General features: G+C 71.8%; 17 protein-coding genes. 3 read left to right on the top strand and 14 right to left on the bottom strand.

Features of this window, described 5'->3' with window-relative positions:
• Window positions 1-18 precede the first annotated feature (18 nt).
• From IF61_RS0108350 to IF61_RS0108285, 14 genes are all read right to left on the bottom strand, one after another.
• Window positions 19-3,105, bottom strand: coding sequence for a non-ribosomal peptide synthetase (locus IF61_RS0108350; protein ID WP_030365630.1), 3,087 nt, complete (start codon window positions 3,103-3,105; stop codon window positions 19-21).
• Complete coding sequence (locus tag IF61_RS35765) at window positions 3,102-3,950, bottom strand: hypothetical protein (protein WP_030365629.1); 849 nt, start codon at window positions 3,948-3,950, stop codon at window positions 3,102-3,104. The genes IF61_RS0108350 and IF61_RS35765 overlap by 4 nt, the downstream gene beginning before the upstream one ends.
• A gap of 847 nt (window positions 3,951-4,797) precedes the next feature.
• Window positions 4,798-7,743 (bottom strand): AfsR/SARP family transcriptional regulator, encoded by a 2,946-nt coding sequence (locus tag IF61_RS0108340; protein WP_043188227.1) that lies wholly within the window; start codon window positions 7,741-7,743, stop codon window positions 4,798-4,800.
• Window positions 7,740-8,264, bottom strand: a complete 525-nt coding sequence (locus tag IF61_RS33260) for a hypothetical protein (protein WP_052392510.1) — start codon at window positions 8,262-8,264, stop codon at window positions 7,740-7,742. Before IF61_RS33260 ends, IF61_RS0108340 begins: the two co-directional genes overlap by 4 nt.
• 179 nt (window positions 8,265-8,443) lie before the next feature.
• Complete coding sequence (locus tag IF61_RS37415; protein ID WP_052392509.1) at window positions 8,444-9,511, bottom strand: MGDG synthase family glycosyltransferase; 1,068 nt, start codon at window positions 9,509-9,511, stop codon at window positions 8,444-8,446.
• A 297-nt stretch (window positions 9,512-9,808) separates the two neighbouring features.
• The gene (locus IF61_RS0108325; protein WP_030365625.1) at window positions 9,809-10,051 is read right to left on the bottom strand and encodes a TetR/AcrR family transcriptional regulator C-terminal domain-containing protein; all 243 of its coding nucleotides are present in this window, start codon (window positions 10,049-10,051) and stop codon (window positions 9,809-9,811) included.
• Window positions 10,052-10,069: 18 nt separating this feature from the next.
• On the bottom strand, window positions 10,070-10,948 hold the full coding sequence (locus IF61_RS0108320; protein ID WP_030365624.1) for a methylenetetrahydrofolate reductase: 879 nt from the start codon (window positions 10,946-10,948) through the stop codon (window positions 10,070-10,072).
• Between the two features lie 170 nt (window positions 10,949-11,118).
• Entirely contained in the window at window positions 11,119-11,709 is a 591-nt protein-coding gene (locus tag IF61_RS0108315; RefSeq protein WP_030365623.1) for a GTP-binding protein, read from the bottom strand.
• On the bottom strand, window positions 11,696-12,058 hold the full coding sequence (locus tag IF61_RS0108310; protein ID WP_030365622.1) for a DUF742 domain-containing protein: 363 nt from the start codon (window positions 12,056-12,058) through the stop codon (window positions 11,696-11,698). Before IF61_RS0108310 ends, IF61_RS0108315 begins: the two co-directional genes overlap by 14 nt.
• Entirely contained in the window at window positions 12,058-12,462 is a 405-nt protein-coding gene (locus IF61_RS0108305) for a roadblock/LC7 domain-containing protein (protein ID WP_030365621.1), read from the bottom strand. Before IF61_RS0108305 ends, IF61_RS0108310 begins: the two co-directional genes overlap by 1 nt.
• Entirely contained in the window at window positions 12,459-14,756 is a 2,298-nt protein-coding gene (locus tag IF61_RS0108300) for a sensor histidine kinase (protein ID WP_245684444.1), read from the bottom strand. The genes IF61_RS0108305 and IF61_RS0108300 overlap by 4 nt, the downstream gene beginning before the upstream one ends.
• Window positions 14,757-14,930: 174 nt before the next feature.
• A complete protein-coding gene (locus tag IF61_RS0108295) occupies window positions 14,931-16,028 on the bottom strand; it encodes a glycoside hydrolase family 113 protein (RefSeq protein WP_245684443.1) in 1,098 nt (365 codons plus the stop codon).
• 143 nt (window positions 16,029-16,171) lie between these two features.
• On the bottom strand, window positions 16,172-17,296 hold the full coding sequence (locus tag IF61_RS0108290; protein WP_078660049.1) for a radical SAM protein: 1,125 nt from the start codon (window positions 17,294-17,296) through the stop codon (window positions 16,172-16,174).
• The gene (locus IF61_RS0108285; protein WP_157848559.1) at window positions 17,289-17,870 is read right to left on the bottom strand and encodes a hypothetical protein; all 582 of its coding nucleotides are present in this window, start codon (window positions 17,868-17,870) and stop codon (window positions 17,289-17,291) included. The genes IF61_RS0108290 and IF61_RS0108285 overlap by 8 nt, the downstream gene beginning before the upstream one ends.
• Before the next feature lie 311 nt (window positions 17,871-18,181).
• Between IF61_RS0108285 and IF61_RS0108280 the strand changes: the two genes are divergently transcribed.
• Genes IF61_RS0108280 through IF61_RS0108270 form a run of 3 tightly spaced genes read left to right on the top strand, consistent with a single transcriptional unit; the run spans window position 18,182 to window position 21,947 of the window.
• A complete protein-coding gene (locus tag IF61_RS0108280) occupies window positions 18,182-18,817 on the top strand; it encodes a hypothetical protein (protein WP_030365616.1) in 636 nt (211 codons plus the stop codon).
• Window positions 18,814-20,757: a GMC family oxidoreductase gene (locus tag IF61_RS0108275; protein WP_030365615.1), complete on the top strand. Its 1,944-nt coding sequence runs from the start codon at window positions 18,814-18,816 to the stop codon at window positions 20,755-20,757. Before IF61_RS0108280 ends, IF61_RS0108275 begins: the two co-directional genes overlap by 4 nt.
• Complete coding sequence (locus IF61_RS0108270) at window positions 20,754-21,947, top strand: ferritin-like domain-containing protein (RefSeq protein ID WP_030365614.1); 1,194 nt, start codon at window positions 20,754-20,756, stop codon at window positions 21,945-21,947. Before IF61_RS0108275 ends, IF61_RS0108270 begins: the two co-directional genes overlap by 4 nt.
• Window positions 21,948-21,951: the final 4 nt, after the last annotated feature.

The raw sequence follows: 21,951 nt of genomic DNA, 5'->3' as shown, positions 1-21,951 counted from the left end.
GTCTCTCTTTCGGTGCCGTCAGGCGAGCCGGCGCAGCCGCTCGGCCAGCGCAGCCGGGGTCGGAGTCTCGAACACGTCGGTCAGCGCGAGCCGGATGCCGGTGATGTCCTTGATCCGCTGGGCGAGTGCGGCCGCCAGCAGCGAGTGCCCGCCGTTGGCGAAGAAGTGCGAGCCGGCGTCCAGGTCCGTGCGGTCCAGCAGCTCGGCGAAGAGCCCGAGGACGGTCGCGGTCAGGTCGTCGCCGGCGGCCTGGGCGGTGCCGCCGCCGATGGCGGGGCCGTGCTGCCGGGCCGCGCGCTCGGCGAGGGCCAGGTAGTCGACCTTGTCGCTGCCCGTACGCGGGAAGGCGTCCACGGCGATGAAGCGATGCGGCACCACCGAGCGCGGCAGCTGCCGGTGGGCGTGGTCCCAGAGCTCGTCGACGGCCTCGGGGCGGCCCGGCACGCGGACGAACGCGGCGAGGGAGCCGTCCGCGCCCGGATCGCCGACGACCACGACGGCCGCGGCCTCGACGTCGGGGTGGCCGAGCAGGACGGCCTCCACCTCCGCCAGCTCGATCCGGTTGCCGCGCAGCTTGACCTGCCGGTCGACCCTGCCGAACAGGTCGATGCGGCCGTCGGGCCGCCAGCAGGCCACGTCACCGGAGCGGTGGAACCGCCCGTACGCGGCGTTCTCGCCGAAGCGTTCGGCGGTCAGCCCGGGCCGGTCGTGGTAGCCGGAGGCGACGCCGACGCCGGCGACGCACAGCTCGCCGCGCACCCCGACCGGCAGCGGCCGGCCGTGGGGGTCGGCGATGAAGACGCGGGTGTTGGCGACGGGCGAGCCGACGTCCACCCTTCCGGCGCGGTCCGTGCTCATGCGCCCCGCGGTCGCCCAGATGGTGCTCTCGGTGGGCCCGTAGACGTTCCAGAGCTCGGCGCCCGCCGCGAGCAGCGTGTCCGCAAGCTCGGCGGGAAGGGGTTCGCCGCCGGTGAGGATCGTGCGCCCGGCCACCACCTCGCCGGCCTCGCGGGCGACCAGCCGCCAGGTGGTCGGGGTCGCCTGCAGGAAGCCGATGTCGTGGGCGGTGACGGCCGCCGCCAGCAGGTCGCCGTCCGTCCGCGCCGCGTCCGGGAGGACCACGGTGTGCCCGCCGTGCAGCAGCGGCATCATCAGTTCGAGCGAGGAGGTGTCGAAGCTGTACGTGCTGAGCCAGCCGGTGGGGCGCGCCGAGCCGGCCACGCCGAAGCGGTCGGCGTAGTCGACGATGTGGTTGACGAGGCTGCGGTGCTTGATCGGGATGCCCTTGGGCTTGCCGGTCGATCCCGAGGTGTAGATGACGTAGGCGAGGTCGTCGGCTCCGGCGGCCTCCGCCGCCGCCACGTCCACCAGTGCCTCGGGCACGTTCTCCCAGTCGGCGGCGGGCACGGTCGCGTATCCGGCGGGCGCCTCGGTTCCCGCACCGGTGATCACGGCCCGGGCGCCCGCGTCCTCCAGCTGGTACGCCAGCCGCTCCGCGGGGTGGTTGGGGTCGAGGGGCAGGTAGGCGGCCCCCGCGAGCCAGGTGCCGAACACGGAGGCGGCCAGGGCCGCGCCGCGCGGCAGGAGCAGCGCGACGACATCGCCGCGCCGTACGCCGGCCGCGGTCAGCCGGGCTGCGGTGTCGGCCGCGGCGGACCACAGCGTGCCGTACGTGGCCGTGCTGTCGCCGTCGCGGACGGCCGGTGCCGTGGGGTTCGCGGCGGCGCGGCGGGCGAATCCCGCGAGGACCGTCGGCAGTGCGATCGCGCGGTCCGTCGCGTTGGCCGGGTCGATGACGGCGTGGTCCTGCGGCGACCAGACGGGCAGCGAGGCGAGCGGGGCGTCGAGCGCGGCGCCCGCCGCGACGAGCAGGGCGTCGTAGCGGCGGACCATCAGTTCGACGTCCGCGCGGTCCAGCACGCCCGTGTAGAACACGGCGCGCACGGTGGCGGTCTCCCGGCTGGCCGAGACGAAGAACTCCAGGTCGAACTGGCTGAACCCGTTCTCCACCACGACGAGCTCGGCCTCGGTGCCGGCGACGGAGAAGGTGCGCTGGTCCTCTACGAAGGGCACGTAGTTGAACACGTGCTTGAACAGCGTGTTGCGCCAGCCCGTGCCGTCGCGCTCGACCATGTCGAGGACGTCGTCGGCGGGCACGTCCATGTGCGCCATCGCTTCCATGAACGTCCGCCGGGTCAGGGCGGTGAGGTCCCGGAAGCTTGCGTTCTGCTCCAGCAGGAGGCGCAGGGTGACGAGGTTGCTGTGGTAGCCGACCGTGTCCACCGCCTCGCGGGGACGGGTGTTGACCGGCGAGCCGATGGTGAGGTCGGGCCCGGCGCCGTGCGCGGCGAGGAGCACCGCGTAGGCGGTGAGGAGGACGACCGACTCGGGCGCCCGCAGCTCGCGCTGCAGGCGGCGCACCACCTCGTGGGCCTCCGGCGACAGGACGTGGGTGACCTCGTCGCCCCGGAGGGTGGTCACCGCCTGTTCCCGCTGTTCGCACCACAGTTCCAGGCCGGACGAGCGGAAGCCCGCCATCTTCTCGCGCCAGTACTGCCGGCTCTCCTCGGACGTCTCCGGTCCGTGCCAGGCGGGGACCTCGGCGAGGACGGGCGGCTCACCGGCCGCCACGGCCTCGTAGAGGGAGACGAACCCGGCACGCAGGATCGCCGTCGACTGGACGTCGGACACGGCGTGGTGGAGCGCCAGGCAGAAGACGTCCCCGTCCTTGCCGTGCAGCAGCAGCGCCCGGACGAGAGGGCTGCCGTCCGTAGTGAACGGCCTGGCCACGAAGGCGGTCAGGGCGGCGAGTTCGTCCTCCTCGCCCCCGTGGTGCTCCGCCTCCTCCAGGCCGGCTGCCATGGTCGCCGGTACGGACTTGATCAGGCCGGCTTCGTCGCGGTGGTAGACGGTGCGCAGCACCTCGAAGCGCTCCACCAGCAGTTGGACGGCCTTCGCGGTGGCGGCGGCGTCGAGGCGGCCGCGCACCCGTATCGCGAGCGAGAGGTTGTTAGCGCCGCTGTCCGGGACGAGCTCGTCGAGCAGCCAGAGGGTGCTCTCCTTGCGGGGCGGGCGGACGTGGCCGGCCGGCAGGTCGTTGCTCACGCGTCCGCTCCCGGCCGGGCGGCCAGCACGCCGGCCACCGTCGCCGTGACCTCGGGGGTGCGCAGCAGGTCGCGGTGCTCGGCCTCGAAGCGCTGCTCGTCGCCGACCTCGATCGGGGCGATGCCCGGCGTGGCGCGCATGCGGTTCAGCCCGCTGCGCTCGCTGGCGGACGTGATCACGGTGGCCCGCTGCCAGCCCGGCCGCGGGTCGAGGCCGGCCGCGGTGGCGAGGTAGGACATGAACGAGCCGACCAGGGCGACCAGTTCCCCGGCGTAGTCCTCGTCCAGTCCGGCGCGGCGGAGGGCGGCGGAGCCGATCGGGCGGAAGGCGGCGTAGAGCCCGGCCGCGAACTCGGCCGGCGCGATGCCGGATTTCGCGACGAGCCGCTCCGCGGTGCCGGACAGCTCGTCGATCTCCTCCGCCGTCAGGACGGTGGTCATGTTGCCGATCACGCGCCCGAACTGGAGGTGCACCGTGGGCACGTCGACCAGCTCGGGGTCGAAGACGATCACGCGCGGGGCGGTCCCCTGCTGTGCGGCGATCTTCTCGGCCAGCACGCCGGCGAACACCGAGCCCGCGCAATATCCCATCACCGCACGGACCTTCCGCCCGCTCGCGGCGACCTCCGACAGCCAGGGCTCCAGGTACGCGTCGCCCAGGGCGTCCGTTCCGGGGTCGCGGACCGGAGCGACCGTCTGCCACAGGGCGCAGTCGAGGTTCAGACCGGGTGCCAGGTCGGCGAATCCCCCCTCGTTCCGGCCTGTCACCGGGAAATCGGCGGCGAGCACAATGTCGGTGTCAGCTCCCGCGTCGAGCACGACATTCCACACGGTGGGGTTGGGCATTGAATTTTCCCCCGGATATCGAAAAGCCAGCGACTGATTCGGCCAATTCCCCGACCTTCTCCGGTCAGGCCAGCTGGATCCTAGGGTCAGCCAATCCGCCGTGTCCACAGCTCTTGATCATGGAACGAAGTGCCCCGAACGCCCCCGAACAGCCAGGCGACTTCGCGCCACGGCGATAGATTTCAGTCACACCCGAGAGGAGTTTCGGACAGCGCGCCACCACCTTTCGACCGTTTTGCCCGGAGGCTCGCCCGGCCTCCCGCCTTCACGCCGGCACCGGCCCGGGCCTCGCGGAGCGGCCTTCGATGCCCGAAGGAAACTCCTGAATGCCCGGTTTGAGGTGTGACCGCCCGCATACGAAAACATATGGAGCCGCCGGGTTTCTTCCGCGGAGCCCGCGCGTCCGGCCGGGAACACCTCGCCGGCACCCGGCGCAGCCCACGACCACGGGCCGCACCGGCCGCCGGAACCGGCAGCACCGGCGGCAGCCACCTCAGCGAAGAGAGAAGAAACAGGCCGGCCCGTCTGCGGCGCGGGGGACTCGCGGCGACGGGGGCCGGCACGGCTGCCTCACGGGGGCTGTTCCGGCAACTTGCGGATCCCGACCGACCGGTTTGATCCGCCGCGCGGCCGTCCCGCCGGTACGGTGACGACCGGCTCGTGTCTTCCGACTCTTCCGACGGAACGGCGAACGCGGCCGGGGGTTCCACGGGGCACTCCGGAGCGTGCGGGGTCAGCGGTCGAAGCTGACCGAGCCGGCCTGGTCGTTCATGGCGTCGCCGACGTAGGGGACGTTTCGGTGGGGGGTGGCGGTTCTTGCTGTGCCGCGGAGACTTCCGCCCACCGTTCACCGCGGGCTGAACGGAGCCGTTGCGAGCAGCCCGCGGACCTGTTCGGCGTCCTGCTCGGCGTGGAGCCCCTCGAAGAGTTCCAGGGCGGCCCTCAGACAGGCGTCGGCGCGGGCCTGCTGCCCCAGGTGGACGAGGCTGCGGCCGAGGGTCCTGAGCAGGCCGCCCTCCAGCATCGCGCTGACCTTGCGGGCCAGCGGCAGGAACGTCTCGGCGGTCCGTGCCGCGAGCGCGTACCCCTCCTTCTCGGCGTGGAGTTCGGCGATCAGGTTGCCCGACGCGGCCTCGAAGGAGGACACGTTCAGGGCGCGGAAGAGGACCAGGCCCGCACCGGCCCGGCGCAGGGCCTCGTCCCGGTCGCCGCACAGACGCAGGACCCGGGCCAGGTAGTACAGGCCGATGGCCGTGGACACCGACTCCCGGCCGCCGAGCAGCTCCGCTCCGCGCTCGGCCGCCGCCCGCGCCTCGGAAAGGCGGCCCTGACGGGCGTAGTTGAAGGCCAGCTCGCCCAGCGCAGTGCCCTCGGCGGTCGCCGCGCCCAGCGTGCGGAAGAGCCGCACCGACGCCTCCCCGTGCACGACCGCGTCGTCGAAGCGGCCGCGGACCCGGGCGTGGGCGCACAGGGTGAGGTGGGCCGACGCGCGCAGCCGCAGGCCGGCGTCGCGGTCGCAGAGTCCGAGGCTGCGGTGGAGCTCCGACTCGGCCTCGGGGAAGGAGTTGGCGTGCCACAGGGCGTTCCCCCGTACGTAGCGGGCCAGGGCCTCGGAGGGCCGGTCGCCGCGCCCGGCGGCGACCTCGGCGACCTGACGGGCCAGTTCCGACACCGCCGTGAGGTGGGTGATGCCGGAGAGCACGGTGTTCAGCCGGTCGACGAGATCGGCGGCCTGGGCCAGCGGCAGGCCGTCGTCGGCGCAGGCGCGGGCGATCAGGGCGCGTTGCAGGGCGGTTTCCTCGCGCATCCAGTCGGTGGCCTCCTGCGCGGTGGCGAAGGCGAGGCCGGGCGAGGCCGGTGCGGCGTCGATGAGCGTCCGTTCGTCGGGCTCGGCCGCGTGCGCGACGGCGTCGGCGTTGCGGGCGGTGGCCAGGCAGAAGTCGAGGAGGCGGGCGACGGCGCGGGAGGTCGTCGCGGGAGGGTCCTCGCGGGCGTTCGCGGCCCGGGCGAAGGCGCGGACGAGGTCGTGGAAGTGGTAGCGGCCCAGGCGGTGGGACTCCAGGAGGTTGAGTTCGACGAGGGATTCGAGGAGCTCCTCGGCCTCTTCGGTGCCGAGTCCCAGCAGGGCGGCGGCGCTCGGCAGGGCGAGGTCCGGTACGTCCGGCGCGGACAGCAGCCGGAAGGCGCGGGCCTGTTCGGTGGTGAGCGTGGCGTAGGAGAGCTCGAAGGCGGCGTCCACGGCGGCGTCGCCGGAGCGCAGTTCGTCCAGGCGGCCGCGTTCGCCGGCGAGGCGCTGGACCATGCCGGCGAGGGACCGGCCGGGTTCCGCCGCCAGGCGGGAGGCGACGATCCGCAGGGCCAGCGGCAGGTGACCGCAGGCGGCCACGAGCGCGGCGGCGGCCTCGGGCTCGGCGTCCACGGCGCGCCGGCCGGCGGTCCGCCGCAGCAGGCCGAGGGCCTCGGCAGGCGGCATGACGTCCAGCCGCAAGTGCCGCGCCCCGGCCAGCCCGGTGAGCCAGGCGCGGCTGGTGACCAGGACGGCGCAGTCGGCGGCGCCGGGGATCAGCGGTCTGAGCTGCTCGCAGGAGGCCGCGTTGTCCAGCAGCAGGAGCATCCGGCGGTCGGCCAGCAGTGAGCGGTAGAGGGCCGTGCGCTCGCCGGCATCCTCCGGGATGTCTTCGTCCGCGGTGCCCAGCCCGCGAAGCAGGGTGGCCAGTACGGCATGCGGATCCAGGGGCGCGGCGTCGGCGCCGCGCAGGTCGGCGTAGAGGCGTCCGTCGGGGAAGGCGTCGTCGCCGAGTGCGTGGGCGGCGTGCACGGCGAGGGTGGTCTTGCCGACGCCCGCCATGCCGTTGACCGCCGAGACGACGACGGCCGGGGTGTCCGGGCGGGTCAGCATGCCGGTGAGCTCCCGGAGCTGCTCGTCGCGTCCGGTGAAGCCGGCGACGGGCGAAGGGAAGGCACCGCCCGGGGCCTGCGGCCGGCGATCCGTCCCGGGAAGGCGCAGGGTGGGGTCCGAGCGCAGGATCCGCTGGTGCAGCGCGGCGAGTCCGGCGCCGGGGGCGCGTTCCGCGGGCGGCAGGTGGCCGAGTTCGGTGCCGAGGTAGCGCCGGGTGTCCTCGTACACGCCCAGGGCCTCGGCCTGGCGGCCGGATCGGTACAGCGCCAGCATCTGCACCGCGCGCAGCCGTTGGCTCGCCGGGTGTTCCATGACCAGGGCGCCCGCCTCGGCCACGAGGCAGGGCCGGTCGCCGAGCTCGGCGTCGAGTTCGAGCCGGGCCTCCAGCAGGGAGCGGCGCAGTTGCGCGTAGCGGGCGCGCAGCGCGCGGGCGTGGGGGCCGTGGAGTCCGGCCAGCGGTTCGCCGGTCCACAGCTCCAGGGCGCCGGCCAGGATGTCGCGGGCCTGCCCGGCGGTGCCGCCCGCGGCCCGGATCTCCTCGGCCCGCGCCAGGGCGCGTTCGAACGTCCAGGTGTCGACGGCATGGGCGGGCACCCGGAGCGCGTAGCCGCCCCCGACGGTGTCGAGCAGCGGCTCGGCGGTGTGCTGGGCGAGGGCCCGGCGCAGCCGCCACACGTGGGTGCGGATGGAGTGCTCCGCCCGGGACGGGCGGTCGCCCTCGTCCCACACCCCCTCCACGAGCAGCGGCAATGCCACGGTCCGGCCGGCGGCGGCCAGCAGGACCGCGAACACCTCGTGCGACCTGGACTGACCGAGATCCACCGGCACACCGTCGTACCAGGCCCGCACCGGGCCGAGCAGGGCGAGTCTCAGTCCCGGGGCGGGGGCGTTCACCGGGCGGAGCGGCCGCAGGAGGGCTGGAGGCCGAACGACGCCGACCAGAGCGGGACGTAGTACGGGGCCTCGCTGTCCTGCCCCGCCAGGATCGACATGTCGCCATGGGAACGGACGGTGAGCTTGGTCCACGGCATGTGCGAGCAGTCCGTGCCGCCGGTCCGGCTCTGCCAGAGCTCGGCGCCGTCCTGCGCGGTGACGACGAGGTTGCCGTCGGCGCGCAGCTCGGCTCTGTTGCCCTCGCCGGTGGTGCCGGAGTGCCAACGCAGCTGCCGGTCGGCGCCGTTGGTGCCGGAAGTGTAGAGGACGAGGTCTCCGTCCCGCTGCATGACGAGGTGGGCGTCGCCGTTGTCCAGGCCGGCGCCCGGGGCCAGGGTGCCGCCGTTGGTGAGGGTGTCGGAGGCCGTGCGCACGGCGTGTGCCGTGCCGCCGGCGGCCAGGAGCCCGGTGGCCGCGAGTATCGCGGCGGCCGCGACGGATGCGGCGCGGGTCATGACCGAGCGGTTCGTTGCCATCGACATTGCGAGACCTTTCCGGTGGGTTGGTACGTACTTTGCTGACTGGTCTCGACCATCGCGGGCGTCACTGTATAAACGGTCAACAACCTCTAAACGGAGAGCGGGGCCGGGCGCGTTCCGTCCCGGCCGCCGCCGCATCAGACAGTCCCGTGCTGACTGACGCCGAAGGCGGCGCGGCCCGGTCACCCCGTGCGGCCGCGCAGGGCCAACGCTTCGACAACCTCCGCCGTCCCGGGCGACGCCGCGGGCAGAGGGGGCACCCGGCCGCGGGACGCTTGTCGGTGCAGTGCCTCGGCCAGTTCCCCGGGCGTGCGGGGCCAAGGCACGAGTCCCGCACGGGCGAGGGTGACCGCGTTCTGCCTGCCGTGCCCCGCCAGCACCTGGTAGCTGACCGCCGGCAAGCCGGCGACCAGCGCCTCGGTCAGTGACAGGCCCCCGGCATTGTGCACCAGGACCTCCGCCGCAGCCATCAGCTGCGGCACGTCGTCACGCCAGCCGAGCGCCACCACGCCCGGCAGACCCGCCGCCTTCCGCCTCAGCCGGTCGTTGCGGCCGCACAGCACCACAGCCACGATGCCGGGCACCTCCCGCACCGCAGCGACGCTCGCCATCACATCACCCGAGCCCAAGGCCCCCGCCACCATCAGCACCATCAGCCGCCCCGGTGGCACCCCCAGCCTTTGACGCACCGCCCGCCGCACAGTCTCGTCCACTGGCCGGCGGAACACGGGAGCGACCAACGGCCCGCCCACCGACATCGTCACTCCGTAGCGTTCCGCGGCCTCCACCGCCGTCGCTTCGAAAGCCGTCAGGTACAGATCGACCCCCGGATGCACCCACAGGCGGTTCGGTGCCGGATCGGTCAGACAGCACACCACGGGGATGCCCAGCTCACCGTCCGCCCGCAGCATGCCCAGCGTCTGCGTGGCCAGGGGAAAGACCGAAACCACCGCGTCGAAGCCGCCGGCCGCCCAGCGGGCCGCCTCGCCTCGAGCCGTGCGGCACACCCGCTGCGTCAGCTCACGGACGATCGACTCACGTTCCTCGCTGCGCGCCACCCAGTCGAACAGCCGTGGCGTGTGCCGGGCGGTGAACGTGTGCCAGCCCTTCAGCAGTCGCCGGTGCACCGGGGGTAACGCGTCGAGAAAATCATGCGACACCGTGTCCGCGCCGCGTCCCCGGAGCCGGCGGACGAGCTCCCGCGCAGCGCCGTCGTGCCCCGCTCCCATGCTGCCCGAGACCACCAGCACCCGCGGAGCCCCGCTCCGGCCGGCGCCTCCTTCCGCCCTCACGCCGTGACGCTCTCGGCGGAACGGGCGACTTCGCGGGCGAAGGCCGCCGCGAGCTGCGGCGGCGTCAATCCCCACCGCAGCGGAGGGACACAACGGCTCATCAGCCTGATACTGCCTGCGCGGCGTGCGGGTGAAACGCCGCGCGGACAGCAGGGCCTCGTGAATCCCTGTTCGACCGAGCCGCCCTCCGCTGCCGTGTCCCGCGCCGTCTTGCGGTCACTGCCGCGGACACAGAGCAGGCCGGGTCCCTGAAGCTCAGTCGCTGCCGTACGCCCGCAGGCAGGTGTCCACGGCCGCGTCAGCCAGGCCGTGCAGCTCGGCGGCGGGGACGCGGCGGGTGCCCGGCCCGGAGCGGGCCTCCAAGGGGCCGCTGAGCAAGACGAGGAAGCGCTCGGCGGCCTGCTCCGGGTCACACGGGCGCAGGCGTCCGGCCGGCGCGAGGCGAGCCGGCCGATCGGCGAGCGTCGCGCGGGACGCCCCCCGGCCCGCACCGGACACGCCGCGAGGCTTCGCGCGCTACGAAGCCGGCGCGCTCGCCTCGCGGAAGCCCGCCACCCACTCCGCGGTGGCCCGCAGGCCACCGAAGGTGTAGAAGTGCAACTTGACGTCGCCGTGCCGCTGCGGGTCGTAGCCCTCGGCGAGGGCGCGGAGGAACCGGTCGGGGCCGGCCGTCCCCATGAGGTGGGTGAGGGAGAGGCCGTACTTCCGGGCGATGCCCGCGCTGGTACCGACGCCGAACCGCGCCGCGTATCCCAGGAGCCTGCGCACCCCTGCGGGCCCGGGCACACCGACCCTGACGGGCAGGTGGATACCGCGCTCCCGCGCTTCCTCGATCCATCCGAGGACCGGGTCGGGGTCAAAACCGAACTGCGTGATGATGTGACCGGCTATGCCGCGCTCGGCGAGCGCGGCGGTCTTCTGCTCCAGCGCCGACCACAGCCGCGGGCCGGTGATGACCGGGTGCCCCTCCGGGTAGCCGCAGACACCGACCTGCCGGACACCGTACTGCTCCAGCAGCCCCGACCGGATCAGCGCCAGGGCGTCCTCGTACGGCCCCTCCGGCACGGCCGGGTCTCCGCCCACCGCGAAGACCTGTCCGGACGTCCCGTCCGCCCGGAGCCGGGAGAGGAACTCCTCGAACGCCGCGCGGGAGGGCATCCGGCGGGCTGACACGTGCGGAACGGGCTCGAAGCCGAGGGCCTTCACCGCGCGGGCGGCGGTGAGCCGCATCGCCGGCCCTTCGTTGCCGAGGAAGGTCACGTTGACACGCGTGCCCCCGGGGAGGAGCCGTCCGGCCTCTTCGAGGGCCGGTACGTCCTTGCCGGTCATTTCGAGGGAAAAGTCCTCGAGCAGCAGGCCGGCGGCCCCACCGGGCGAGGTGGTACGAGAATGCATCGTGCTCCGTAAGGCGTGGGACGACCCGACTGCACGAGGGTAAAGGAGCCCCCGGCCGGGCACTCCGGCGCCTCCGGCAGGCCCGGCAGGACGGCGGGAAACGCGACGCCGCGTGGGCGGCCAACGCATTCAGCCGGCGCGCGACGTGATCGGCACCTCGCCATCCGCGGTCAGACGGGCGCGGTGACGCGTGCCCGGGTGATGAGCCGGTCCAGCAGCGAGAGCAAGCAGCCGCGGACGTCCTCCCGGGAACGGGCGTCGAGCAGGAGGACGGGGGTGTCCGGGTCCTTCAGGTGCAGTGCCGCCTTGATCTCCTCGATGGTGTACGGCTGCTCACCGTTGAAGCAGTTCGCGCCGACGATGAACGGCAGTCCGCGGTTCTCGAAGAAGTCGACGGCGGCGAAGCTGCGGTCCAGCCTCCGGGTGTCGACCAGGACGATCGCCCCGAGCGCCCCGTTCAGCAGGTCGTCCCACATGAACCAGAAGCGTTCCTGGCCCGGAGTGCCGAAGAGGTACAGGACCACTCCGGCGTCGGTGAGGGTGATGCGGCCGAAGTCCATCGCGACCGTGGTCGCCGTCTTGCTCTCGATGCCGTCGAGGTCGTCGACCCCCACGCCCGCGGACGTCAGCCGCTCCTCGGTGCGCAGCGGATCGATCTCGGAGACCGCTTCGACCAGCGTCGTCTTGCCGACTCCGAAGCCCCCGGCTATGAGGATCTTGACGGGGGACGCTTCCGGTGCGGCGGTGTCATAGTCGGGCAAGGTTGTCCCTGATTTTCATGAGCAGGTGGACGTTGGAGGTCTCGGAGGCGTCCAGCGGCGGCCGGTGGCTGATCAGACCGCGCTCCAGCAGCTCGCCGAGCAGGACCACCATGGGAGTCAGCCGCATCCGCATCCGGGCGGCGATCTCGGCGACCGCCCGTCCGTTCGGCGACGGGCACATGGTGAGGATCTCCTGCCACTCCGTGGGCAGGCCGCCGTGACCGGGGCCGGCGGCCGCTGTGATCACGGTGTCCATCGTCAGACCATGCCGGGATGCGGCTGTACGCCCATCGGTGAGGGCGTACAGCCGCGTCCGGCGGCGCCGTCCGGGCTGGGGGTCGGCCGCCATTACGAGGTGGGCGCCTGTGAGCGTTCGGGGGTGTCCAGCCACTCGCCGAGCGCCTGCGCGGCGCGGACCGTCTCGCCGCCCAGCTCTCCGAGCCGTGCCTTGCGGGAGGCCACCACGATCAGCGTGCTGCCCGATCCGCACCCGACGATGCACAGGTACCGGTCGTCCATCTCGACGAGCTGGCGGATCACTCCGCCCCCGTCGATCTCCCGCGAGATGGCCTTCATGGTGGACGCGATGCCGGAGGCCGCCGCGGCCACCCGTTCGGCCTGGTCCCGTTCCAGCATGTAGGCGCTGAGCTTGATCCCGTCGTTGGCGAGGAGTACGGCTCCCTGGATCCCCGCGATCCTGCTCAGGTTGTTGTCCAGGATGCTGTAGATCGCATCGTTCTGTGTCGTCGTCATGGCTGGTCCTGTCGGAGCTCGAGTTCCACTTGCCTGGTGCTGTCTTCGTAGTCCGCCCAGGCGTCGGCCACCTCTTCGGGCGTGGCGGCGTCCTGGCCGGCCGGTTCGGCCGCACGCGGCTCGCGGAGCCGCTGGGCGATGTGGGTCTGGGGGACGCGCTCAGGGAGAGCCGGCCGGCCGGGGACGTCTCCGGAGCCGGTCCGGGGCGGTGCCTCCGGCGCCGTGTTCCCTGCCTGTCGTACCTGCTCCTTCCGCAGGCGGCGCGGCAGTTCCGGCGCGCCGGGGGCGGGGTCACCCGCCGGATCACCGGTCCGCTGCTGCACGACGAGCTTCGGCCGCCCCTCCTCGGCCGGCTGTGCGTGCCGCGGTACGGGCGCGGACTCGTTCGCCGGCTCGGGCACCGCGGTGCCCTCCCGGGTCGGCACGAGGTGCCCGCTTGGGACGATCACCACGGCGGACGTGCCGCCGAACGCCGACCGGCGCAGCGTGACCGTCGCCCCGAGCTGGTCGGCGAGGTGGCCGACCACGAAGAGGCCGAGCCGGTGCGCGTTCCGGGCCAGCACGGAGTACGGCGGGGCCGAGTGCAGCCGGCCGTTCATCTCCTCGTACCTCTCGGTGGTGACCCGCGGGCCACGGTCCTCGATCTCGATGCAGAGGCCGTCCCCGACCAGTTCGGACCGGACGGCGACCCTCGCCGTCGGTGGGGAGAAGCGCGTGGCGTTGTCCAGCAGCTCTGCCAGGAGGTGGCTGAGCTGGCTGATCACGCCGGCCTCCACACTGGTCTCGTCCAAGGCGTGCCGGTCGATGCGCCGGAAGTCCTCGACCTCGGCGGCCGCCTCCCGCAGCAGGTCGGCGATGCGCATGGGCTCCATGTGCGGGTCGGGGACCTCGCCGCCCGCCAGGATGAGCAGGTTCTCGATCTGCCTCCGCATGCCCACCGTGAGCTGATCGGACCTCATGAGGTCCGCGAGGAGTGCCTCGTCCTGGCCGTAGGTGTCCTGGATGTGCTCGGTGAGGGCGAGCTGACGGCTGACCAGGTTCCCGGTCCGTGCGGCGATACCGGAGGCGAACACGCTGAAGCCCTGTCGCTCGTCGGCGAGCTTCTGGTGTCCCTCGACGGATACGGCGACGACTTGGGCGAAGGCGTCGCTGATCCGTCCGACCTCATCCTGTTCGCCCTCCGGCCGCGGCAGTGCGCCGGTGCCGACGGCCTCTCCGCGCTGGAGGCGGTCCACGACGTCCGGCAGGGTCTCCTCGGCGACCGTCACCGTGCGATCGTGAAGAGAACGCAGGCGGCGCAGGACCGAACGCGTGGTGAAGACCACGACGGCGACGACCAGCAGAAGGGCGGCACCGCTGGCGGCCACCAGCAGGACGACCTGATTCTCCAGCTGCGCCGCCCGGTCGTCGGAGTGGGCGAGCAGCTCCTGCAGCTCGCTCTCGTCGAGGGTGTTCAACTGGGCGGAAAAGGTGCTGTAGGCCGCCCGCCATTCCCTGACGTCCGGCGGCAGCACGAAGCCGGAAGAGACGTCCCGGTGCTCGGAGGCGATCGCGTTCTCGATGCGGGACTTGGTCTGCCAGGCGTTCGAGGTGAGGATCCGCTGGAGGGCGTCCTGGTCGTCGAGAGGCAGATCGAGGGCGATCGTGTCGTACAGATAGTCGCTCGCGCCCACGGCTTCGACGAATTCACGGAACCTGGCGGACGTCAGCTTTCCGGAGGGGCCCGACAGCGCGAGGATGGCATCCTCGCGAGCCACCACTTCCGCTGCCGAGAAGAGGGCCACGAGCGAGGTCGCCTCCTGCGTGAGCCCGCCGTCGTCGACGTGGTTGAAGTCTCCGTAGCAACGGATCGTTCCGCTGATCAAGTCGGTGTAGTAGTCGACGGTGTCGTCCGGGCCGCCGTGGCGTGCGTCAGTGCGTTCGCGCTGGGCGCCCAGTTCGGCCAGTCGCCGCGCGACATCGCGGAGGCGGTCCTTCGCCCGGTCGGAATGGACCTGATCGAGGTCCGACGACTTCAGGAACACGGCCACGGCCCGGTCGGTGCCGGCCCGGCGGCCGCGCAGATCGGCGCCGGACACGGGCATGCCCGACCACCACGCGGCGGTGATCGCGCGCTCGGACTGCAGCGCGGTCATCAGCTGGTACAGGGGCACGCCGGTCTGCCTGCCGGCCACCACGTCCTTGCGCAGGTGCCGGGACTCCTGCACCGAGCGGTCGGAGCTGATGAGCACCTGGACGCCCATCGCCACGGTGGGCACCACCGCGAGCCAGACGAGCAAGGTACGCAGGTGCACGGCCCGTCGTCGGACTCTTCGTACCGGCTCGCCCGGACCTTCGGATCCTGTGAGAGTCATCAGTCCTCGTACAACAGCCGGCCATTTCGGAGTGAGTGCCGATCATAACCAGCCAATTCCAGGAACATCAGTTGAGGTTGGTGCACAGGATTGGTAAAGGCGCTCAAGAGGGGTTCATCGCTGGTTGCGGTAATTGTCGGCTGTGCCTGGAGATTGGGCGGATCGCACGCCGAGATCAGCAGAACGCCGGGCCCCGGACGCCCTGTAGTGCCTGGCAAGGGCGTGGAACGCCTCCTTCGGTTCCCAGGGCATGTCCGGGTAAGTGCGCCGGCCGGCGGGGTAGCCGCTGTCTTCGCCGAGAATTTTGACGATGCCGTAGGAGGCGAGATCCTCGTCCGGCCCGGACGTCCGGTGGGGTGTGCTGAAGCCGGCGAAGCTGAACCAGAAGGCCGAGTCGACGCCCACCTCCTCGAAGACCGTCATGAGGTCGTCGAGGTACCGGACCTGCTCGCCCTCGTCGCGCACGAGGCCGGGCTTGAGGGTGACGCCATCGCTCTCCTTGGCCATGTACCAGCCGGCGCCACCGTGGTCCCCCGCTCCCCGGTAGGTGCAGCAGCCGGCCTCCATCACGGCGACAGGCTTGCCGCGGGCGCATTCCGCGCGCAGGTCGGCCCGGTAGGTGGCGGCGTTGCGCAGGCCCCGGAAGGCGTCCAGGCCCACGACGTCGAACGGGGACCAGTCCACGCCGTCCAGGGGGCAGGAGGCGTAGCTGACGCGACCGCCGAAGAGCGGCCGCACGGTGCCGACGACCTCCCCCAGGAAGGCGTTGACCTTCTCGGGAATGCCCCGGAGCACGGCTTCCCGGCCGGGACCCGCCAGTACCGGGATGCGCTCGTTGAAAATGTCGCCGGGCAGGTAGCCGCGGGCGAAGATGCTGAGTTCACAGCCGGTGACCAGGGCGACCTCGGCGCCGTCGCGACGCAGCCGCTCCGCCCGCTCGGCGCAGTCGGCGAACAGCGGCAGCATCTCGGCGTCCGTCAGCTCGCAGGGGAACGGCGAGAACCAGACCTCCAGTCCCGCCTCCGCCGCGTACCGCGCCGTGGTCTCGATCCGGTCGGGGTCGCCGCCGGTGATACGGACCGCGGTGCAGTGCAGGTCTTCGGCGACGACCCGCATGTCCCGTTCGGCGTCCCGCGGGTCGAAGACGGGGCGCGAGGTGTCGCCGTTGGGGAAGGTGCCGGTGTCGTAGTGAATGCCTTTGCCGCGCAGCATGACGCATGCCTCCGATGGGGATCGCCGGGTGAGCCGTACGTTCCGTACGGAGCGATCGTCCAAGTTTCCGCTGCGTCAGTTTCAAGTCCTGCGGCATGGAGCGATGTCGTACCGCGGCACGTCCACGGGCACGACACCGGCTCTCAGCTGCGACGGACAGGCGCCGGCGGGAGCGTCCGCGGACCCGCACGACGGGACGGGTGCACCGAGTGGTGCATCAGCCACTCGCTGGTGAGCACGTCGAGAACCTTCTCTTCGTAGTGCGCGCGTACGACGTCGCCGACCAGAGGGTCGCTGTAGAGCCGCTTGCACGCCTGGCACCGGTGCGCGTACTGGTCCTCCCAAACGATCCTCGGGTCCCGGGCCGCGGCCCAGGCCAGAATCCGTTCGGGACCCTCGTCCCGGATCCACCGTTTGAGGAAGTCCGCCTCGGCCCGGCGCCGGCTCTCGCGGACCCCGTCGGTCGGCACCTGACCGACCTGCAACTCCGGGATCGACTGGGTGCCGAGCCCGCAGCAGGCCATGATGCGGCCGTCGGCGAGGACGGTGACCGTGTCGATGACACTGTCGCAGCCGCTCCGCCGGAACAGGTTGCCGGCGTTGATCGTTGTGCCCTCCGGGTAAGAGAAACGCTCATGCTCGTCGAGTGGCATCCACGGGCTCTCGCACAGCGTCAGCGCCTCCCGCTCGGACGAGGTAAAGAGATCGTGGAACAGAGGGTGCTCGGACAGGGTCCGCCCGGAGATGCGGTTGGCGGCCCTCGTCTCGATCATCACGGCGCACGTGAGACCCCGGTCGAGGCCGGCCCGAATGGCGTACAGGACCTGTTCGATCGGCACGAAGCGTGCGTGCTCGTCACCGGTCGACACGTTCAGCTCCCCCAGGCCCGCGTCGGCGAGGGGGCCGAGCGCTCGGGCGGCTTTGTCCGGTGTGCGCGCCCAGAAGGCGTTGGAGACCATCCGTGACGGCATACCGTGATCAGTCACCCGCCGGATCAGCCGGGGGAGGCCACGGCCGTAGAGCATCGGCTCACCGCCGGTGAAGGCCACCAGGTTGTAGTCATCAGCTGCCGCCTCGTCAATGAGACGGGCGGCCTCCTCCTCGGGGAGCCTGGTTCTCACCCGTGGGCTGCTCTGAGTGCCGCACTCCCCGCACTCCGCCGTGCAGCGCAAGGTCAGGAGCAGTGAGAGAATGCGCCGTTGCGGAAGCGGGTCCAGAATCCCGACGGCTGCTTGTGGCGCGGTTGTGCCGGTGCTGGGCTCATTCATCGAGCGCCGCCTGCCCGGCGCGGATCTGGATGATCTGTTCGTCGTTGAGCTGCCGCAACACCATCTGGACGGTCTTGCGGGACAGGGCCTCGTCCGGCCGCGCGGCCTCCACGCCGGCTACTACGACGACCACGAGGAATACCAGCAGCAGGATGGCGATGTCGTCCTCGGCTACCAGCAGGCCGGGTTTGAGGCTCTCGAGGCCGGCGACGGTCTCCGGGGCGAGATGTGCCCTGATCGAGGCGACGAACTCCTCGTGGAACCGGCTCTTCGCAGCCTTCAGCTCCGCGACACTTCCGGCGCCTCGGGGTAGCACCGCGGTCGCGCGGGTCTGAAAGTCGTCGGCCCAAGTGTTGAAGGCGGGGTCAGCCAGCAGGGTGTAGGTCAGCCGGTTGGCCCGGCTGAGTCGCGCGGTGTCAAGCCTCAGCCCGAACTCTGCCGCCGCCGTGCCCGAGGGGTCACTGAAGAAGCGCTGCTGGAAGTCCGGGACGCTCATCAGATTGGCGAAGTTCTCGGCTCGCGCAAGGAACTCCGGACTGTCCAGCACCAGCGGCGGGCGAGCTGGATCCGGCATGGGGTCCTCCGGGGTTTGCTGGGCCTCCGCAGGACGAGAGGGGCCCTTCTCCAGGCGACGCTAAGCACGGTCGCGGGAAGCCGCATCAGGCAAAGGGCAAACGGGGCACCCACGACTCGGCCGTGCTGGTGGCCTGCACGTCTTCACTGGTCAGCCCGCCGACCGTCGCGCGGACGTTCAGCGCTCTGCCCGCGCTGGCTGGAATATGCCCTTGGTATTCACCCGTTGGTGGCGGCCCGGACAGGCCGTTCTCCTGCCCTGGCAGAGTTGAATGGGACCCGGGACCGGGCCTTCCCGATAGGAGGAGCGCAATGGCCGATCCGGCGGCGACGGCAGATGTACAGGACTTCGTGAAGTTCTGTGTGCCACTCACCGGCTTCACCACATTCGACCTGTACGCGACCGATATGGCCGGGGCGTATTTGGACACCGCGCGCCGCCAGGTGGGGCCGGAGCACTTCGAGAGGTTCTGGACCGCGTGGAAACAGGCGGTCACGGACGGCGGCGGCCCACAGGACCTGACGCCCACCCACCGGGAGGTGGCCCGCGCCCTGGTCTACCTCTGGTACACCGGCGCCTGGCCCCGGCTGGCCCCCGCCGCCCACTCCGACCTGCGGCGCGAGAAGGCGAACACGGAGTTCGTCGTGGCGCCGGAGGCCTACGTGGAGGGGCTGGTGTGGCGGACCTTCCACGGCCATCCCTCGGGCGCCAAACCGCCCGGCTTCGGCACCTGGGGAGTCAGACCGCCCGCACCGCCCGAGGTCCAGGAACTGCGCGCCGGACTCGGCGTGCGCGACATCGCCTACCGCACCGGCCTCGATGCCGAGGTCTCGCCCGAGGACATCCCCGCCCACCTGCTGCCCGGCTTCCGGGCCGGTCGTCATGTCCCCCCGTCCGAGGTTCCCGTGGCCACGGCCCCCGGCACCGTCGAGGAGGGCGGGGCATGACGGAGCACATCACTGCCGACGCCGCGGCCCGCCGCCGCTACGACGTCGTCATCGTCGGCGCCGGCTGGGCCGGCAGCGCGCTCGCCCAGCGGCTGGGCGACAAGGGCTGGCAGGTCCTTGTCCTGGAGGCCGGAAACGGCGACACCGACACCTGGCCCGGCTTCCTGGATACCCTGTCCACCTTCCGCTCCGCCGTCGCGAAGGTGCCGAACTCCGCCTACCGGCCCAACGCCGCCGCGCCCTCGCCCAACGTCCTGGACCTCGCACCGGTGCGCAACCCCCGGCCCGGAGAGCCCGAGTTCACCGCGGGCGGTTACTTCGCCCAGAACGGGCCGCTGCCGTACGGCACCGACTACCTGCGCGCTCTGGGCGGTACCGCCATGCACTGGCTGGGCGCCGTCCCCCGCATGTGCGACGAGGACTTCGAGACCCGCACGCGCTACGGGTACGGACGCGACTGGCCCATCAGCGCCGCGGAGCTCCAGCCCTGGTACGCCGAGGCCGAACGGCTCTTGGGCGTCGCCGGTAACGGGCAGGAGCAGCACAACCTCGGCGTCGTTCACGACTCCCGCTACGAGTACCCGATGCAGGAGATCCCGCACAGCTACATCGACCGGTACTGCAAAGAGGCGGTGGAGGGGGAGTTCATCACCGATCCGGTGGCCGAGCGGGACTACAAGCTGACCCTCTACGGCCTGCCGCAGGCCCGCAACTCCACGCCCAACCCCCGCTACCGTCCCGATGCCGCCTTCCGGGTCCAGGGCGCGGTCGGTCTGCCGAACTTCGGCGAGCGTTGCGTGGGCAACGCCAGCTGCGTACCGATCTGTCCCGTCCAGGCAAAGTCCCTGCCCCTGCGTATCCAGGCGGCCTTCCCGCGCTCCGTCACGGTGGCGAACCGCTGTGTGGTCACCCGGGTGCGCACGTCGGGTGAGCGCAGCGTGTCCGGGGTGGAGTACCGCACGTATACCGACCCGGCCTCGCCCGTCAGCCGCCCGTACGTCGTCGAGGCCGACGTGGTGGTGCTCGCCGCCCACGCCATCGAGAACGCCCGGTTGCTGCTCTTCTCGGGGCTGGCCAACGGAAGCGACCAGGTGGGCCGGAACCTCATGGACCACCCCACCGTGCTCAGCTGGGCCCTCGGTGCGGAGGGCAAGGGGCCGGTCGGGCCGTTCCGGGGTCCGGGGCACACCTCCGGCTGGGAGGTCTTCCGCTTCGGCGAAGGGCGCCGCCGCCGGGCTCCTTTCCGCATCGAGATCGGCAACTGGGGCTGGGGCTGGGCCACCGGGGCGCCGATGAGCAACGTCGCCACCGCCCTGGGCATCGGCGGCGACGAGCAGGGCGAAGTGCGGCCGGACGGCGTCTTCGGCCCGGAGCTGCGCCGGCTGCTGGGTTCCACCGTCGGCCGCCAGCTGCAATTGCAGCTCGCCGTGGAGCAGTCTGCCGACCCCGGCAACCGTGTCACCCTCGATAGCCGCCACCGCGACGCCATGGGAAACCCGCGCCCCGTCATCACCTACGACCTCAACGAGCACGTCCGCGATGGCGCACTGGCCGCCCGGGCGGTGGCCGGGGAGATCTTCCATCGCATGGGAGCGTACGACTTTACCGACCATGCGCCACGGGACGGTGTCCCCCCTCTGGGGCACTTCGTCCACAAGGGTGCGGACCTGGCGTACAGCGGGGCGGGCCACGGGGCCGGTACCCACATCATGGGCAGCGACCCGGCGACCTCGGTGGTCGACGCGGACCAGAAGACCCACGAGTTCGACAACCTCTACGCCGTGGGCTGCGGCAGTATGGCGTCCGTCGGCACCAGCAACCCCACGATCACCATGATGGCGCTGGCCCTGCGCAGCGCCGAACGGATCCACGACTCCCTGGCCACCGCCCGCCGGCCCGTCGAGATCCGCACCCCCGAGACGACGGAGGCGACGGCGTGATCACCGCGACCGAACTGCACGAGAAGGGCTTCCACGTCCCGCGGGACCTCGGCGAACTGCGCACCTTCCTCCAGGCTGCGATGGAGGTCGAGCACCTGACCATCCCCGTCTACATGACCGGGATGTACACCATCCGCCCCGGCACCAACCGCACCGCCTACTTCGCCATCCGCAGCGTCCTGATGGAGGAGATGCTGCACATGACGCTGGCCGCCAACCTGCTCAACGCAGTCGGCGGCAGTCCCCGGGTGGGCCGCGCCGAGTTCGTAGGGAAGTACCCGGCCAAGCTCCCCTTCAGCAGCGATGATCTACCCCCGGTGCCGCTACGGCATTTCTCGCCCGACGCGCTGGAGACGTTCCTGCGCATCGAGCAGCCCCGCTCGATGACACCCCCGCTGCAGGAGGGCTCCGGATGGACCTCCATCGGGCAGTTCTACGACGCCCTGTGGCAGGGCCTGCTGCAGATCGTGGACAGGGAGGGCGAGCACGCAGTCTTCCCTCCGGGCCGCGAGCACCTCCAGGTGGGCCCGGACGACTTCTACAACTCCGGTGGCGAGGTCTTCGCCGTCCACGACACCGAGTCCGCCCGCCTGGCGCTGCGGGTGATCAGCGAGCAGGGCGAGGGCGTGAGCGACACCATCTGGGACAGCAACGATCTGATCTTCAAGGAGGAACGGACGCTCGCCCACTACTTCCGCTTCAACGAGATCCGCACAGGCCGCAGCTACGGCCCGCACGACCGGCCCAAGGACCCGCCCAGCGGACCGCTGATCGACGTCAGCTGGGAGGACACCCATCGCATCCGCGGCGACTCGAAGGTCGCTTACTACAAGCGGTTCGCCGCGACCAGCGACGTCTACGCCCAGGCCGTGGAGTTCAACTCCCGGTACGCGGCCATGCTCACCTGCCTGGACCGTGCGTTCAACGGCAAGCCCCGCGTCATGGCCCTGGCTGTGCCCATCATGCTGGAGCTGCGCGACCGGGCCGAACAGCTCCACCACAACCCCCACCCCGATCCGGCGCTGGCGGCGGACGGCATCTTCGCCAGCCCTACCTTCGAGCTCGGCCGGCCCCAGTTCGACGCCGCATGGCAAGCGGTTGATGCCGACATCGCCCTGGCCGGCTTCGCATCCGGCGAGCCCGTTGACCTGTCCGCCCTCACCCCTGCCACCGGCGAGACCTTCGCCTGAGCAG

It is taken from the genome of Streptomyces roseoverticillatus, from assembly GCF_000719265.1.
Taxonomy (GTDB): domain Bacteria; phylum Actinomycetota; class Actinomycetes; order Streptomycetales; family Streptomycetaceae; genus Streptomyces; species Streptomyces roseoverticillatus.
Note: the sequence above shows the minus strand (reverse complement) of the source record. Positions and strands in the feature narration are given on the sequence as shown.

Bases quoted from the DNA above. Each gene is read 5' to 3' on its own strand.
- IF61_RS0108310 (WP_030365622.1), bottom strand. From the start codon at position 12,058: ATGGCGGCCGACCCCCAGCCCGGACGGCGCCGCCGGACGCGGCTGTAC.
- IF61_RS0108290 (WP_078660049.1), bottom strand. From the start codon at position 17,296: ATGAATGAGCCCAGCACCGGCACAACCGCGCCACAAGCAGCCGTCGGG.
- IF61_RS0108280 (WP_030365616.1), top strand. From the start codon at position 18,182: ATGGCCGATCCGGCGGCGACGGCAGATGTACAGGACTTCGTGAAGTTC.
- IF61_RS33260 (WP_052392510.1), bottom strand. From the start codon at position 8,264: ATGTCGATGGCAACGAACCGCTCGGTCATGACCCGCGCCGCATCCGTC.
- IF61_RS35765 (WP_030365629.1), bottom strand. From the start codon at position 3,950: ATGCCCAACCCCACCGTGTGGAATGTCGTGCTCGACGCGGGAGCTGAC.
- IF61_RS0108295 (WP_245684443.1), bottom strand. From the start codon at position 16,028: ATGCTGCGCGGCAAAGGCATTCACTACGACACCGGCACCTTCCCCAAC.
- IF61_RS0108305 (WP_030365621.1), bottom strand. From the start codon at position 12,462: ATGACGACGACACAGAACGATGCGATCTACAGCATCCTGGACAACAAC.
- IF61_RS0108320 (WP_030365624.1), bottom strand. From the start codon at position 10,948: ATGCATTCTCGTACCACCTCGCCCGGTGGGGCCGCCGGCCTGCTGCTC.
- IF61_RS0108275 (WP_030365615.1), top strand. From the start codon at position 18,814: ATGACGGAGCACATCACTGCCGACGCCGCGGCCCGCCGCCGCTACGAC.
- IF61_RS0108285 (WP_157848559.1), bottom strand. From the start codon at position 17,870: ATGCCGGATCCAGCTCGCCCGCCGCTGGTGCTGGACAGTCCGGAGTTC.